This window comes from Peribacillus muralis (assembly GCF_001645685.2).
GTDB classification, from domain to species: domain Bacteria; phylum Bacillota; class Bacilli; order Bacillales; family DSM-1321; genus Peribacillus; species Peribacillus muralis_A.
Genome location: NZ_CP017080.1, coordinates 2,905,397 through 2,921,099, shown reverse-complemented (window position 1 = coordinate 2,921,099; position 15,703 = coordinate 2,905,397). Strand labels below are relative to the sequence as shown.

15 protein-coding genes are annotated in these 15,703 nt (G+C 43.6%); 12 read left to right on the top strand and 3 right to left on the bottom strand.

The features are described from left to right. Positions 1 to 252 precede the first annotated feature (252 nt). The 12 genes from panB to hpaB all read left to right on the top strand — a co-directional run bounded on the left by panB (position 253) and on the right by hpaB (position 13,493). Positions 253 to 1,089: a 3-methyl-2-oxobutanoate hydroxymethyltransferase gene (gene panB / locus ABE28_RS14140; RefSeq protein WP_064463003.1), complete on the top strand. Its 837-nt coding sequence runs from the start codon at positions 253 to 255 to the stop codon at positions 1,087 to 1,089. Further along, positions 1,086 to 1,934 carry a pantoate--beta-alanine ligase gene (gene panC, locus ABE28_RS14135; protein ID WP_064463001.1) on the top strand — a complete coding sequence of 283 codons (849 nt, stop codon included), beginning with the start codon at positions 1,086 to 1,088 and terminating at the stop codon, positions 1,932 to 1,934. Before panB ends, panC begins: the two co-directional genes overlap by 4 nt. A 26-nt stretch (positions 1,935 to 1,960) precedes the next feature. Then, positions 1,961 to 2,344 (top strand): aspartate 1-decarboxylase, encoded by a 384-nt coding sequence (gene panD, locus ABE28_RS14130; RefSeq protein WP_064462999.1) that lies wholly within the window; start codon positions 1,961 to 1,963, stop codon positions 2,342 to 2,344. Between the two features lie 163 nt (positions 2,345 to 2,507). Further along, on the top strand, positions 2,508 to 5,291 hold the full coding sequence (gene dinG / locus ABE28_RS14125) for an ATP-dependent DNA helicase DinG (protein ID WP_064462997.1): 2,784 nt from the start codon (positions 2,508 to 2,510) through the stop codon (positions 5,289 to 5,291). 151 nt (positions 5,292 to 5,442) lie between these two features. Then, a complete protein-coding gene (locus ABE28_RS14120) occupies positions 5,443 to 5,613 on the top strand; it encodes a YpmA family protein (protein ID WP_064505144.1) in 171 nt (56 codons plus the stop codon). A gap of 18 nt (positions 5,614 to 5,631) precedes the next feature. Continuing rightward, the gene (locus ABE28_RS14115) at positions 5,632 to 6,108 is read left to right on the top strand and encodes a cell wall elongation regulator TseB-like domain-containing protein (protein ID WP_064462995.1); all 477 of its coding nucleotides are present in this window, start codon (positions 5,632 to 5,634) and stop codon (positions 6,106 to 6,108) included. Positions 6,109 to 6,127: 19 nt separating this feature from the next. After that, entirely contained in the window at positions 6,128 to 7,312 is a 1,185-nt protein-coding gene (locus tag ABE28_RS14110) for a pyridoxal phosphate-dependent aminotransferase (RefSeq protein ID WP_064462993.1), read from the top strand. A gap of 278 nt (positions 7,313 to 7,590) precedes the next feature. After that, positions 7,591 to 8,268, top strand: a complete 678-nt coding sequence (locus ABE28_RS14105) for a GntR family transcriptional regulator (RefSeq protein ID WP_064462991.1) — start codon at positions 7,591 to 7,593, stop codon at positions 8,266 to 8,268. A gap of 112 nt (positions 8,269 to 8,380) precedes the next feature. After that, a complete protein-coding gene (hpaI, locus tag ABE28_RS14100; protein WP_064462989.1) occupies positions 8,381 to 9,298 on the top strand; it encodes a 2,4-dihydroxyhept-2-ene-1,7-dioic acid aldolase in 918 nt (305 codons plus the stop codon). Positions 9,299 to 9,371: 73 nt separating this feature from the next. After that, positions 9,372 to 10,886, top strand: coding sequence for a 5-carboxymethyl-2-hydroxymuconate semialdehyde dehydrogenase (gene hpaE, locus ABE28_RS14095; protein ID WP_064462987.1), 1,515 nt, complete (start codon positions 9,372 to 9,374; stop codon positions 10,884 to 10,886). 25 nt (positions 10,887 to 10,911) lie between these two features. Then, entirely contained in the window at positions 10,912 to 11,895 is a 984-nt protein-coding gene (hpaD, locus tag ABE28_RS14090) for a 3,4-dihydroxyphenylacetate 2,3-dioxygenase (protein ID WP_064462985.1), read from the top strand. 125 nt (positions 11,896 to 12,020) lie between these two features. Beyond that, positions 12,021 to 13,493 carry a 4-hydroxyphenylacetate 3-monooxygenase, oxygenase component gene (gene hpaB / locus ABE28_RS14085; RefSeq protein ID WP_064462983.1) on the top strand — a complete coding sequence of 491 codons (1,473 nt, stop codon included), beginning with the start codon at positions 12,021 to 12,023 and terminating at the stop codon, positions 13,491 to 13,493. A gap of 75 nt (positions 13,494 to 13,568) precedes the next feature. Here hpaB and ABE28_RS14080 read toward each other — a convergent pair whose 3' ends face one another. From ABE28_RS14080 to ABE28_RS14070, 3 genes are read right to left on the bottom strand one after another with little or no spacing between them, the layout of a single operon-like run. After that, positions 13,569 to 13,952: a 5-carboxymethyl-2-hydroxymuconate Delta-isomerase gene (locus ABE28_RS14080; RefSeq protein ID WP_064462981.1), complete on the bottom strand. Its 384-nt coding sequence runs from the start codon at positions 13,950 to 13,952 to the stop codon at positions 13,569 to 13,571. A 17-nt stretch (positions 13,953 to 13,969) separates the two neighbouring features. Continuing rightward, positions 13,970 to 14,758, bottom strand: coding sequence for a fumarylacetoacetate hydrolase family protein (locus ABE28_RS14075; RefSeq protein ID WP_064462979.1), 789 nt, complete (start codon positions 14,756 to 14,758; stop codon positions 13,970 to 13,972). Beyond that, positions 14,755 to 15,549, bottom strand: coding sequence for a fumarylacetoacetate hydrolase family protein (locus ABE28_RS14070; protein ID WP_064462977.1), 795 nt, complete (start codon positions 15,547 to 15,549; stop codon positions 14,755 to 14,757). Before ABE28_RS14070 ends, ABE28_RS14075 begins: the two co-directional genes overlap by 4 nt. Positions 15,550 to 15,703: the final 154 nt, after the last annotated feature.

Sequence of the window (15,703 nt, the reverse complement as noted above, 5' to 3'; positions counted from 1 at the left end):
ATGCCAAATTATTTGAAAATCTGCCTTGATCCAGAGTACTGGACTGGGACGGAGGGATGATACTTCTGCTGGAACAAAAGGATTGACTAAAAAGACAAGTGCTGTTTATTGAACGATACGTGGATTTTTTTCCATTTGTCGTAGCGGAACAGATACCCTTTTAGTCAGTCTTTTTTTTGCGTATGAATGTAGAGACACCAGTTTACCTTACACTGATGTTTTCATCTCCTCCATCAAAAAGGAGGAAACGTAATGAAATTGTCCGGAGATTTTTTGAAAATGAAACAAAATCAAGAGAAAATAGTCATGCTGACGGCTTATGATTATCCGTCCGCAAAATTAGCCGAACAAGCAGGAGTAGATATGATTTTAGTGGGCGATTCTCTAGGAATGGTCGTATTGGGATATGAGTCTACGATTCCTGTAACGGTTAATGACATGATTCATCACACCAAGGCCGTAAAACGGGGGGCGCCCGATACATTTGTCGTCACCGATATGCCCTTCATGAGCTATCATCTTTCAATGGATGAAACACTCAGGAATGCAGCACGGATCATGCAGGAAGGCCATGCAGATGCCGTGAAGCTTGAAGGAGCAGATGATGTCGTTGAAAAAATAGCGGCCTTGACGAAGGCTGGCATCCCGGTTGTAGCCCATCTTGGCTTGACTCCCCAATCGGTAGGGGTGCTAGGGGGATATAAAGTACAGGGAAAAGACGCCGAAGCTGCTGCACAGCTTGTGGAGGATGCGAAGAAATGTGAAGCTGCTGGGGCAATGGCAATAGTATTTGAATGTGTACCCCATCAAGTGGGGGAGCTCGTCACGCATCACTTGGGAATACCGACCATCGGGATTGGAGCAGGTGCAGATACGGATGGCCAGGTTCTCGTTTATCATGACGTGATCAGATATGGCGTTGATCGAGTTGCCAAATTCGTCAAAGTGTATGGAGATGCGAATGAACTCATTGGGCACTCACTAACAAACTTCGTCGTTGAAGTGAAAAGCAATCAATTTCCGTCTCAAGAACATACATTCACGATGAAGGAAGAGCAGCTCACAGAGCTTTACGGAGGAAAAAGATGAAAACTTATACATCAGCAGGAGAATTGCAGCAGATGCTTCGCGAAGAAAAAAGCAACCAGAAAAGTATCGGCTATGTAGCGACGATGGGCTATTTACATGAAGGGCATGCTACTCTCATGGAGAAGGCACGGAAGGAAAATGATATCGTCGTATTGAGTATATTCGTCAATCCTTTGCAATTCGGGCCGAATGAGGATTTCGAAACATACCCACGCGATTTGGTACGTGATGAGAATGTTGCTGCCAATGCGGGGGTGGATTTTCTCTTTTATCCAACCGTACAAGAGATGTACGGTGAGGAACCTTCAGTGACGGTTGTGGTCCAAAGCCGGACGGATTGCCTATGCGGCAGGCAAAGGCCAGGCCACTTTGATGGTGTAGCCACAGTCCTAACGAAGTTTTTCAATATCATCCTTCCCGATCGGGCATACTTCGGCAAGAAGGATGCCCAGCAGGTCGCGGTGATAGATGGTTTGATCAAGGATTTTAATTTCCCGATACAGCTTATCGCTGTAGATACTGTTCGTGAAGAAGACGGGTTAGCGAAGAGCTCGCGTAATGTTTACCTATCAGATTCTGAACGAATGGAAGCTAAAGAGTTGTACCAAAGTTTATTGAGAGCGGCAAAAGCCATTGATTCAGGTGAATCGAATGCTGAGACCGTTAGGGCACTTATAAAGGAACATATCGAATCCCACACACATGGAGTGATCGACTATGTTGAAGTTTACCAATATCCAGAGCTTAAACCGCTTGAAACGCTTTCGGGAAACATCATCATTGCACTAGCCGTTAAATTCAAGCATGCGCGTCTCATAGATAATATGACGATTAACATGAAATAAAACATAGTTCTTCAGGGGGAATTTAGATGTTTCGAACGATGATGAATGGGAAAATCCATCGTGCAAGGGTGACCGAGGCAAATTTGAATTATGTAGGCAGCATTACTATCGATGAAGATATCATTGATGCAGTAGGTATCCTGCCTAATGAAAAGGTTGCCATCGTGAATAATAACAATGGAGCAAGACTTGAAACATACGTAATTGCGGGAGAGCGGGGAAGTGGTGTCGTTTGTTTGAACGGGGCAGCAGCAAGACTTGTCCAGCCGGAAGATATCGTGATAATCATATCGTATGTGCTGGTCGCTGAAGAGAAGCTCAGTGATCACAAGCCAAAGGTAGCGATCATGAATGAAGAAAACAAAATAATCGAATTGATTTCCAACGAACCTGCCGCTACAATCATGTAAGTAAAGGGCCGGCCCATGTGTGCATGAATCTCGCATATATGGGCCGGCCCTTTTCGTCTGAAAGGATGAACGGCTTGTTTCCTTTATTACGATTATTATGGTATAAAAAAGATAAGAGAATTCCATCAGGAAGTGGAGAAAGCGAAGTTTGAGGTGTACATTGATGACGCAACGATATGTAGTGGTCGATTTAGAAACAACAGGGAATTCTCCGAAAAAAGGGGATAGAATTATTCAGTTTGCCGGGGTGGTCATTGAAAATGACCAAATTGTTGATGAATACTCGACATATATTCACCCTGGGCAGGAAATTTCCTTATTTATTGAAGAATTGACCGGAATCAGCAACGAGACTGTAAAACATGCACCTGACTTTGAAGATGTAGCAAATAATATTGCCCAGCTTATAGATGGGGCATGTTTTGTAGCCCACAATGTTTTATTTGATTTATCTTTTTTACAGGAAGAATTGGTACGCTGCGGATTTGAGCCGTTTTACGGTTCGACCCTGGATACGGTGGAATTAGCCAAAATTTTAAAACCAACATCGGATGGATATAAGCTTCATCAGCTCGCTAAAGAAGAGAACCTTGATCATTCGAGGCCACATCAAGCGGACAGTGATGCATATGCAACTGCCTTGCTTTTGCTGGAATTGAAGAAAAAGCTGATGAATCTTCCGGTGATGACGCTAAAACAGTTATATCGATTATCTTATTCGCTGCAAAGCGAGGTTTCCGAATTGATAGATGCTTGCATTGCAAGCAAATTGGCGAAAGCGGAAGTGCATTCACCTGAATTTAATGCGTATAGGGGCCTTGCCTTTAAAAAGAACGAGGAAGAAAGTGAGCGCAGTGACACCGAGTCGGATTACCCGCTCGATGTTTCGGAGAAAATGGCGCTGCTTCAACGTGCTTTTCCTGCTTTCGAAGCAAGGAGCGGACAGCTTGAAATGATGAATATGATTCACCATTCCTTCGAAACCAACCAAGATGCAATCATCGAAGCCGGGACGGGAATCGGAAAATCGTTAGGCTATTTGCTTCCAGCCGTTTATTTTGCAAAAAAACATAAAAAACCGGTCGTCGTTTCGACGTATACGCTTCAACTGCAGGATCAGCTTCTCCAAAACGAGGTTCCTAAGCTTAAGACCATCCTTCCATTTAGCTTTCAGGCTGTCCTTTTAAAGGGGAGGGGAAATTATTTAAGCCTGGCGAAGTTCGAACGGGCATTACGTGAAAAGGAAGATAATTATGAAACGGCCTTAACGAAAATGCAGATACTGGTCTGGCTCACTGAAACGGAAACAGGGGATAAGGATGAATTGAATCTCTCCAGTGGCGGTCAGCTGTTCTGGAATAGGCTGCAAAGTGACGGCCTTACATATAATGGTTTGAAACAACCTTGGCAGACATTGGATTTTTTTGAACGGGCCAAAAAAACGGCAGTCAAGGCCGATATCATCATTACCAATCATTCTTTTTTAATGTCCGATCTCCTTACAGAAGATGCCTTGATTCCAAAGAAAGGATACCTGATCCTCGATGAAGCACATCATTTAGAGCAAGCTGCCTCTAAACAGCTGGGACGAAGGCTCAATTATATAGCGGTCAAGACCGTTTTGAACCGATTAGGGACATCCGATCAAAAGCAGTTATTATATAAATTGAATAAATTACTCGTAAATAATGGATTGGCTGAAGGCAGGAACAGTCAGGAGTTAGATCGAAAGCTGAATGATTTTTCTTATGAATTCGAGCAGCTTTTTCATTACCTCTCCAATCAGGCGGAAAAACTTTCACGTTCCATGGGTCCAAAACGGATCTCATTCAAAGTCGATGATGGAAAGTGGGGTAAGGCCATCCTGATTGGTGAGCGATTGGTTGACTTGTTGGGGCTCATCATAACGGAGCTCTCGCAAAGATTGGCGCTATTATTGGATCACGAGTCTCCCTTAGGAAAAAATTCATTATTCTACTTAAACGATATAGAAGTGCTGCTTGGTCAGTTACAGGATACGAGGGAGTCGTTACATGAGTTTTTCATGAAGCCGCATGAAGAAAATATTTATTGGCTTGATTATACGAATGCAGCGCCGCAGCATGGAGTGACTTTGACGGTTCAGCCGATTGCCGGCAGTAAATGGCTGTGGGATTCCTATTTCGGGCGCCAAAAAAGCGTGGTGATGACATCGGCTACCCTTGTCGTGAAGAATTCTTTTCAGTACTTCAAAGAACAACTTGGATTAGAGAACCAGTCAATCCTTACGGCTAGTTTTCCTTCGCCATTCCGTTATAAGGAACTTGTAAAGGTTCTCGTACCCAATGACTTACCCGATATCAATGGTTTATCGGTGGAGGAGTTTTCAGAAGCGGCAGCGAACCATATTATTGCCGCTGCTCAGGCAGCCAAAGGCAGGATGATGGTATTATTCACTTCGCATGAGATGTTGCGGGCCACTTATCATTCCATCAAAGACACTGGGGTTCTGGATGAGTTCACTTTATTTGCGCAAGGGATTTCTGGAGGAAGCCGAATGAGGCTACTCAGGAACTTCCAAAATTTTGAGAAAGCCATCCTTTTTGGAACGACAAGCCTTTGGGAGGGCGTCGATATCCCAGGTGAGGATTTATCTTGTTTGGTCATTGTCAGGCTGCCGTTTTCACCGCCGGATGAGCCGGTAACCGCTGCAAAATGCCAGTATTTCGAGAAGCAAGGGCGCAACCCATTTGCTGCGTACTCTTTACCTGAAGCATTGCTAAGATTTCGCCAAGGGTTCGGCAGGCTCATACGGACTCCAACCGATAAAGGGGTCTTGGTCATTCTTGATCGCCGTATCGTCACGGCCAAATATGGTCCTGAATTCCGAAAAGCCATTCCCGCGGTCGACTGGCACCAAGCGTCCATCTCTGAGATGGCCGAGATGATAGAAGACTGGATAGAATGAGTTTTTTGATAATTGGTGAGATCCGTTGAATTTTTGTGAAATTTTAAAGAAAAATAATCTTCGAACTGGTATAATGTGAAAGGTGGTAAAGCCTTCTCATCCTATTCATACCAGCGATAATTGACAATTTTTATAATGGAGGGGCGTTTTCATGGAAAGCAAAATCGAAGTTATTTCGACAGTCAGGCTGCAGCATTCACCTGACTTGTATAAAATTGTGGATTCTTTGAACCGAACATTGAAAAAAGACGATTTAATGTTCGGATTGGCATTGGATTCCGAAGATCAAGAAAAAGCGATATTTACAATTTATCGTACATAGAAAGAAGGAAAAGCAGCTTTGAAAAAATGGTTGATTATCGCTTCCATTCTGGTCCTTTGTTTTATCGGATTTGTCGGGGGAGCATATATTAAAGCATTGCAGCCAAAAAAAGAAGCTGGCAGTGCGGCTTTTAAAAAGGCAAGGGAAGAGGCCGGCCTTCGGACCATGGATGATTTCTACCTTTATAATGGACAGGATTCGTATTCCGTCATCATTGGTAAAGGGGAAAACGGGACTAAAAAAGTAGTCTGGCTTCCCGAGGATAAGAAAAAGAAACTAGTAGTGGAAGACTATAAAGATGGTAAATCGAAAAAAGAAATCTTACGCATTGCCGAGGAAAAGCTAAATCCGCAAAAAATCATTTCCGTCAAGCTTGGCATGGAAAAGAATGTTCCTCTTTGGGAAGTAACATATCTTGATGAATCCGAGCGTTTTAATTATGATTATTATGATTTTAAAACGGGGGAATGGCTTAAGTATTATCGAAGCATTTAGAATGGGGGAGTATTTTATTATGAAATTAGCTAACCGGGTTCAGTCATTGACACCATCAACAACATTGGCCATCACGGCAAAAGCAAAAGAACTTAAGGCCCAAGGTATTGATATCATTGGTTTGGGGGCAGGTGAGCCTGACTATAATACGCCCCAGCATATTATAGATGCAGCGATTCAATCGATGAATGACGGTCAAACCAAATATACACCTTCTGCTGGTCTGCCGAAGCTTAAAGAAGCGATTGCAGCTAAATTGAAGCGTGATCAAGGCTTGGAATACAAGACTTCCGAAATCCTGGTAGGATCCGGTGCCAAGCATGCACTTTATACGTTATTTCAAGCGATCCTGGATGAAGGTGATGAAGTCATCGTCCCGATTCCATATTGGGTAAGTTACCCTGAGCAAATTAAGCTTGCTGACGGAAAGCCGGTTTATATTGTTGGTACGGAGGAAAATCAATATAAAATAACGAAGGAACAATTAGAGCAAGCCATAACCGAGAAAACGAAAGCGGTGATCATTAACTCTCCAAGCAATCCAACGGGCATGCTTTATTCGAGGGAAGAGCTGGCGGCCATTGGGGAAGTGTGCCTTGCACATGATATCTTGATCGTTTCCGATGAAATTTATGAAAAATTGGTTTATGGAAATGCAACGCATACATCCATTGCAGAGATTTCACCTGCATTGAAAAAGCAAACGATCATCATCAATGGCGTTTCCAAATCTCATTCAATGACAGGCTGGAGAATCGGCTATGCTGCAGGTGATGAGTCGATCATTAAAGCGATGACGAACCTTGCCAGCCATAGTACATCGAACCCTACGACGACTGCACAGTATGGGGCGATTGCTGCCTATGAAGGGCCGCAGGACGCCGTTGAAGAAATGCGTCAAGCGTTCGAGGAACGTCTGAATAAGATATATGATAAATTGATCGAGATCCCAGGATTTAGCTGCATTAAACCTCAGGGAGCATTTTACCTGTTTCCGAATGTTAAGCGGGCCGCTGAATTGACAGGGTACAGTAATGTCGAGGACTTCACGACTGCATTGCTGGAAGAAGCTAAAGTAGCTGTCATTCCAGGTTCAGGTTTTGGTGCACCTGATAACATCCGTCTTTCTTATGCAACTTCGTTGGAATTGCTTGAAGCGGCGATTGAGAGAATTCATTCTTTTGTTACATCCAAAATGGCCTAATATGTATTTAGTCTGCAGGTTATCCGTTACAACCGGACACCTGCAGGCTTTTTTTTGCATACCGAGGAGATTGCATCATAAATTACTTGCATAAATTTCCATCGTCGGGGCTCAAACCAATTGGGGAGGCATGGGCGAGACCAGTTAGTCCGTTAGACAAAAAGCGCTCGCCAGCTAATGCCAATATCCAGTTAGGTAGTTTTAAAGACGTGAAAATCATATATGATTTTCCGTAAAAATCAATTGCAATCGTATATGATTTCATATATGATGAAAATATGGAAAATAAAAACAATAAAATCAGTAAAAAGCAAATGGCATATGAACATCTTCGTCAATTGATCTTGGATGGAACATACGGTTCTGGACAGCGTATCATCATCGATCAAATCGCTAAAGAACTAAAATTAAGTCCAATCCCGGTCAGGGAAGCGATCAGGCAACTTGAATCCGATGGACTCATTCAATATAAGCCATATAGCGGAGCGGTTGTCACAAGCATCAATGAAAGCGAATACATTGAAACGCTTTCTGTTTTATCGCTTCTTGAGGGCTATGCAGCGGCGCTAAGTTCTTTAACGATGGATGATCAGGATTTTGACAAACTAATTAATTTAAACAAAGAGATGGAAAAAGCGCTCCATCTCTTTGAATTGGAGCTGTTTGGAAAATTAAACGAGTGCTTCCATGCCGAAATTAATGAGAAATGCGGAAATTCCTTTTTAATAGAAGAAATCAAGCATTCCCAGCAAAGAATGAATAGAGTCAGAAAGTCGATGTTCACCATGGTGCCGCAGCGTGCAGTCCAATCGATTCGTGAACATGAACATATCATCAAGCTCCTTAAGGAAAAAGCATCATTTGAAGAAATTGAATCAATGGTAAGGAAGCATAAGCTGAATGCCATCAGTACATTCAAGCAGAGGGCAGACACGAACCGCGATCAAGCACTTTGATGACCCAGGCTTTGTTTTATAATAGTCGATTGATTATCTATAAAAGCAAAGCCAATTTTTTTTCACTTGTATCATTCGGAATATTCATACTAATGAAAAGGTGGTCGAAAAAATGTACGAGGAAATCAAAAGTCGTTTAAGGGGATCCATCGCTCCAGTCATAACACCATTTGACAATAAATTGGAGGTGGACGTACCTGCACTGGAAAATCTCGTAAACTGGCATATTGAAAGTGGTACCCATGGAATTTCGGTATGCGGGACGACAGGAGAGCCCAGTTCATTAACCGTTGAAGAGCGGGAATTGGTGATGGAAACTGCAATAAAAACAGCAAATGGCCGTGTTCCGGTTGCACCAGGTACTGGATCCGCCAATCAAAAAGAAACGCTGCATTTGACAAAGAGAGCTGAGGAAATGGGAGCGGATGCCGCTTTAGTGATCGTTCCTTACTACAATAAGCCAAACCAGCAGGCACTTTACAATCATTTTAAAACAGTGGCGGATTCAGTTGCTATGCCGATTGTCATTTATAACATTCCTGGCAGGACGGCGACTAATTTAGAAGTGAAGACCCTGGCACGCCTTGCTGAAGATTGCAAAAATATCATTGGTGTAAAGGAATCCAATAAGGATTTCGAACATGTGAACCGCGTCTTGTTAAATTGTGGAAGGGATTTCCTCTTATATTCTGGCATCGAATTGTTATGCTATCCTATGCTGGCGATCGGCGGAGCGGGTCATATTAGTGCGACAGCGAACATCACGCCTAAAGAAGTGGCCGAAATCTATAACCTTTGGGTGGAAGGCGAGGTAGATAAGGCACTCGACCTCCATTATAAATTGATGCCTCTCAATGATGTATTGTTTAAAGAAACCAATCCAGGACCATTGAAAGCGGCGATGGGAATGATGGGGAAAATAAATCCAGCACTGCGTCCTCCGATGGGCCCGCCTTCTGAACCTTTGGAGCGTGAATTGCGTGAAACCCTTCAATCATACGGATTGGTTAAAAGAGAAATCAAGTCATAATTACGAGATTGTAGGGATAATGTAATTTTAATTATCCCTACAATTTATATGATAAATCAAAGGAGGAATCATCTTGCCAACCTTTCCAGTTCAGGATGTCCAGCATTACATCAATGGGCAATTTATTGATGGAAAATCAGGAAAAACCTTTGCCAATCTGAATCCTTTTAATAATCAAGTGATCAATAATGTCGCAGAAGGGTTTAAAGAAGATATCGATCAGGCGGTAGCAGCTGCAAAAGAAGCATTCGATAATGGACCGTGGCGAACGATGAAGGTGGAAGAAAGATTGGCATACTTGAGCAGGATTGCTGATTTGATTGAAGAAAATGCCGAGGAAATTTCCTTTTTGGAAACACTTGATACCGGGCTTCCCATCAGCCAGACAAAAAAACAGGCAGCAAGGGGAGCGGAGAATTTTCGGTTTTATGCTGAAATGGTGAAAAGCAGATTGATTGGTGAATCGTATCAGGTCGATGACACTTTCATCAATTATACAATTCATAAACCTATAGGTGTTGCCGGGTTAATTACACCGTGGAATGCACCTTTCATGCTGGAAACATGGAAAATCGCCCCGGCTCTGGCCACAGGCAATACTTGTGTTCTTAAACCAGCGGAATGGTCTCCTTTGACCGCCAATAAATTAGCTCGGATCATTGAGCAATCAGGTTTGCCAAAAGGCGTATTGAATATTGTCCACGGTTTTGGGGAGACGGCAGGTGCATCGCTCGTTGCCCATCCTGATGTCCAATTGATTTCCTTTACCGGAGAGACGACTACTGGGGCTGAAATCATTAAAAATGGCGCCGATACAATGAAGCGGTTTTCCATGGAGCTCGGAGGAAAGTCACCTGCAATCATCTTTGAAGATGCCGACTTGGAAAGGGCCCTGGATTCCGTCGTTTGGGGGATCTATTCTTTCAATGGGGAGCGCTGCACGGCAAATTCGAGGTTATTCGTTCATGAATCGATCATCAATCCGTTCGTTCAACAATTGAAGCAGCGTGTTCACACGATCAAGATTGGTAATCCACTGGATCCAGGAACGGAGATCGGCCCGCTAATCCATCGAAATCATTTTGATAATGTCTCCCGTTACTTGAAAATAGCGAAGGATGAAGGCGCCAGTGTTGTAAGCGCTACCATTCCGGAGGAGTTCAATCAAGGGAACTTTATCGCCCCGACACTACTACTGAACTGCACAAATGAAATGACGGTGGCACAGGAGGAGATTTTTGGCCCAGTGATGGCGGTCATTCCATTCAAGACGGAAGAGGAAGTCCTGAGAATGGCTAACGATGTAAAGTATGGGCTTGCCGCATATGTATGGACGAACGATATGAAGCGTGGACATAGATTCGCTCAAGCGGTGGACAGCGGAATGGTGTGGGTGAACTCCCAAAATGTCAGGGATTTGCGCATTCCGTTTGGAGGTTCGAAATACAGTGGGGTTGGTCGTGAAGGCGGCCATTACAGCTTTGAATTTTATACGGAAACCCAAGTCATCCATGTTGCAATTGGAGAGCATCACATTCCGAAATTTGGAGTGGAAGAACAGAATGCCGTTTCATCTGCCGAAAATTAATCGAGATTAAGAAGGGGAGAACTCTATGAACTTTTCCATTATTCGTGTTGCGAGAACGATCCTTAATGTTACCGATTTAGACAAATCGAGGGCATTCTATGTGGACGCCTTAGGTTTTATTGAAACGGAAAGAACGGATGAACACATTTATCTACGCGGACTGGAGGAAGCGCACCATCATTCGCTGATCCTGCAAAAGGCGGAAAATCCTAGCGTGGAGGCGATAGGGTACAAGGTTGAAAAAGAGGAGGATTTAAATGAACTGGAAATATTTCTGAAATCCAAAGGGATGAAAATGAAGTGGATGGAGGCTGGAACGCAGCATGCTTTAGGCAGGACGCTTCGTGTTCAGGACATTTCCGGCCTGCCAATGGAGTTTTTTTGCAAAATGGATAAAGCGGAGAGACTGCTGCAACGATTCGATTTGCACAGAGGCTCAAGGGTCCAGAGAATCGATCATGTGAATTGCAGCGTTCCCAATGTACAAAAAGCCCATGACTTTTATGTCAAAGAATTAGGTTTTGTATGCTCGGAAGATACAATCGATGAGGCGGGGCATTTATGGGCTACATGGCTGCATAGGAAACAAACGGTCCATGATCAGGCCTTCATGAATGGTGTTGGTCCAAAGCTGCACCATATCGGCTTCTGGCTGCCGGACCCGCTCGCGATCATCCATGCCTGTGATGTGCTGGCATCACTCGGTTATGCCCAGTCCATTGAACGCGGACCCGGAAGGCATGGTCTTTCCAACGCATTTTTCCTTTATTTAAGAGATCCGGATGGACATAGGATCGAATTATACAATGGCGATTATTTAACGTCCGATCCTGATAATGAACCGATCCATTGGGATTTGGATGATCCGAGGCGACAGACCTTCTGGGGTGCCAAGGCTCCTGATTCTTGGTTCGATGAGGCTTCCGTCGTCCTTGATATCATCACGCGCGAAGAAGTTCTCCTTGAAGATCCCATCCTTGAAAAAAAGAAGCCTGAATTCATGATCTAGGCCTGCGGCTTCAAGCTGTCGTTTGTTGCAGGAAGGGTTTTCAAAAATTGGACGGCAGATTTCGGCATTTTCAGAACCGTATTTTATAAGCGCTTCATTATCATTGGATTAAAGGAGGATACTAGATGCCAGCGAAAACAGGGGAAGAATATATTAATGGGGTGGACGAAGCAGGGGCGAATGTATGGATCGATGGGGAGCAAGTGAAGGGTAAGTTCAGTGAACATCCCGCATTCATGGGAGTCATGAAAACCCAGGCTGAATTATATGACCTTCAGCATGACCCCAAAAAACAAGATATCATGACATACATCTCGCCAACCTCGAATGATAGGGTGGGGACTTCATTCTTGCAGCCGCGGACGAAGGAAGATCTTGAAACAAGAAGAAATATGATTCAGGAATGGGCTCGTCATAATAATGGCATGATGGGAAGGTCTCCTGATTATATCAATAGCGGGCTGATGGCCTATGGCTCGGCTGCGGACATGTTCGGCACGCAGGATCCGGCATTTGCAAAAAATATGAAAGCTTATTATGAGCTCTGCAGGGAAAAGGATTTGTCATTGACACATACCCTGATCCAGCCGCAGGTCAATAGGGGAGTAAGTGCGGCAAAGCTTCCCGATCCATACATCGCCGCCAGGATAGCGGGCAAGAATTCAGAAGGGCTCATTATTAAAGGAGCGAGGCTACTTGCTACACAGGGGGGGATAACGGATGAAATCATGGTTTTTCCTTCAACATTACTTAAGCAATCGGAAGAAGAAAATCCTTATGCTTTCGCCTTCTCCATCCCCAATAACACTCCAGGACTAAAGTTCATTTGTCGAGAAACCTTCGATTATGGCAAATCACATTATGACCATCCGCTTGGCTCAAGATTTGAGGAAATGGATGCAATCATCGTTTTTGATGATGTGGTCGTTCCTTGGAATCGGGTATTTGCCTACGGGGATGTTGGCATTTGTAACCAAGCTTATAATGAAAGTAATGCCGTTGTCCATATGACGCATCAGGTGGTAGCAAAGAATATCGCAAAAACGGAGTTCATCTTGGGGATTTTGCAACTGATGGTGGAAACGATCAACATTGGGCAGTATCAGCATGTCCAGGAAAAGATTTCGGAAGTCATCATTGCACTTGAAACGGTGAAGGCATTCATTACAGCCTCTGAGGCAAATGCAAAATTGGATAAGTGGGGAATTATGACTCCGGATTTCACCCCGCTGAACATTGCCCGTAATTATTATCCGAAAATTTATCCGAGGTTCAGTGAAATCATGCAGCTTCTTGGAGCGAGCGGCTTAATGGCCATTCCGAATGAGGCGGATTTCAATTCTGAGCTCCGGCCAGATTTAGATAAATATCTTCAGGCAGCAAATGGGCCGGCATATGAAAGGGTCAGGTTGTACCGGCTGGCTTGGGATGTGTGCATGAGCTCATTTGGCACAAGACAAACGCTGTATGAACGGTTCTTTTTTGGAGATCCGATCCGGATGGCAAGCGCATTATATAACGGCTACGACAAACAGGAATATGTGGACCGCGTCAAGGAGTTTTTAAACCGCTCTGAACATCTCGCAGAAATCAACTGATCTATATAGAGTGTAATAATCAAAGGCCTTCCTAATTATAGGGAAGGCCTTTGAATTGGAATTAAATATAAAGTTTCACTTATATCGATCATGAATATTATTCTTTTTATATGTGCCCGACTCACTGAATTCCACAAGCTCCATGGAAAGGGCGAGATATCTTTTGGAAAAGAGCGTTGCGAAATGGGCTTCCATCGTTGCAAAAAGCAAATCGCATACGTTAGTCTTATCAGGCTCATTTCTTCCTGCGCCAATTTTCAGCATGGCGTGAACAAAGGCATCATTCTCTGTGCCATCGGCAACCCGATAATGCTTCAGTTCAATGGCACGGGAACGAATGCCGCCAATCGGAAAGATGGAGGGATAGGAAATCAATACATCATTCATTTTCTTTAATAATTCTTCAATCAGGATGTCTTCCTTAATATTGTCCGTGTATTCTATAATGATATGAGGCATATGATTGATCCTTTCTATTAATAAGGAATTTTTATGTGCGAATGGTCCTGTCCTTTCGTGAAGATATCGTCACTGACAATGGTGCTGACGAGCTTCCCGATTCCTTCAATTTCCGTTGTGATTTCGTCGCCTACAGCGGTATCCGCCAAGCCTTCAGGTGTTCCGGTCAATATCACATCACCTGGACTCAGTGTCATGAAACTGCTGAAGTATTGAATTAATTCAGCAATTCCGAATATCATATCGGACGTATTGCCTTCCTGGGTCAATTTCCCGTTCACGTAAGTCTTCAGCTTAAGGTTCATCGGGTCTGGAATATCTCTAGCATCGACGAGCCATGGGCCAATCGGGGTGCAAGTATCGCGATTTTTAACCTTTAAGTTCGGGCGGTAGTAGTTCTCGAGGTAATCTCTTATTGCATAATCATTGGCAATGGTATAACCGCAAACATATTCGAATGCTTCTTCCTTTTTTACGTTCTTCGCCGTTTTTCCGATGACGACAGCCAGTTCGCATTCATAATGCATATATGTGGCATCAATGGGCCGTTTTGTCTGCCCCCGATGTCCGATGAAAGTATTGGGCCCTTTTAAGAAAGCCAGGGGTTCTTCAGGGGCTTTAAAAGCAAGTTCCTTTGCATGGTCAGCATAATTCAAACCTAATGCGAATACTGTACGGGGCTCCAACGGAGGAAGCCAGATAACATCTTGCTCATCAACGATCCGACCATCTGCCAATTTTAGCTGTCCATTGAATTCGCATGCCTGATGGATGGCACCAGCATAGGCTACACGTGCATTTTTCATGATATCCCCTCCATCGCTAGTTTTTCTTCCGGTATAATTGGATTTTCCAAATAACCAATTTCGTCTATTTCGATTCTGATATGATCATTCGCCTTCGCGAGAGGGGCATTCTCCGGTACTCCGACTAAAAGAACGTCCCCGGCATTCAAGGTCATGAAGTCCGTTACATCTTCAATGAGCCGGGAAATGGGCCGTATGAGATTGGCTGTTGTATTTTCTTGCCTTAGCTCCCCATTAATATACACACGGATTCCTAAACAATCGGGATCCAAGATCGAATCTTTAGTTACTACCCAAGGGCCGATCGGGCAAAAACCATCACGGGCTTTAAAACGGACCGCCGGTCGGTAAACGCTTTCATGGGGGATACTAATATCATTGACGATCGTAAATCCTTCTATATAATCCATTGCCTGTGCTTTCTTGACTCTTGTAGCTGTCTTGCTGATTACAATTCCAAGTGATGCACCGATTTCCAATTCAGGTACCCCAGCTGGAAGGGGAATTGGTTTCGCAAAAGCAGAAAATGTGTTTCTGGGCTTAATATAAAGCACCGGACCTATAGGCGGTTGATTATATGGTGGGTGGTGTACTTGTTCCTTCAGCGCTTCCAATGATCCTTGGAAGTTTAATAATGTTCCATATACGGTTCCTGTAATCGGAATATCCAGACTCACCTGAGATAATTCATAGTTTTTTCCGTTCATTTCCAAATGACGATCAGAAACATGAACATTTACTGAAAACTCGGAATCTTTAAGTCTCACCCTTGCTTTTACCAATGCTCTCACCCCTCGAAATTTTTTACAATCATATATGATATCGTATATGATTTTTTGTTCAAGTTCAACATTTTTAGATTATTAAGGATAATGAGTAAAAAAAAGTAAAATATTTGTTCCGCATATATAGGTAAAAGCTAGGTTAGCAGGTCATGAGACTGGA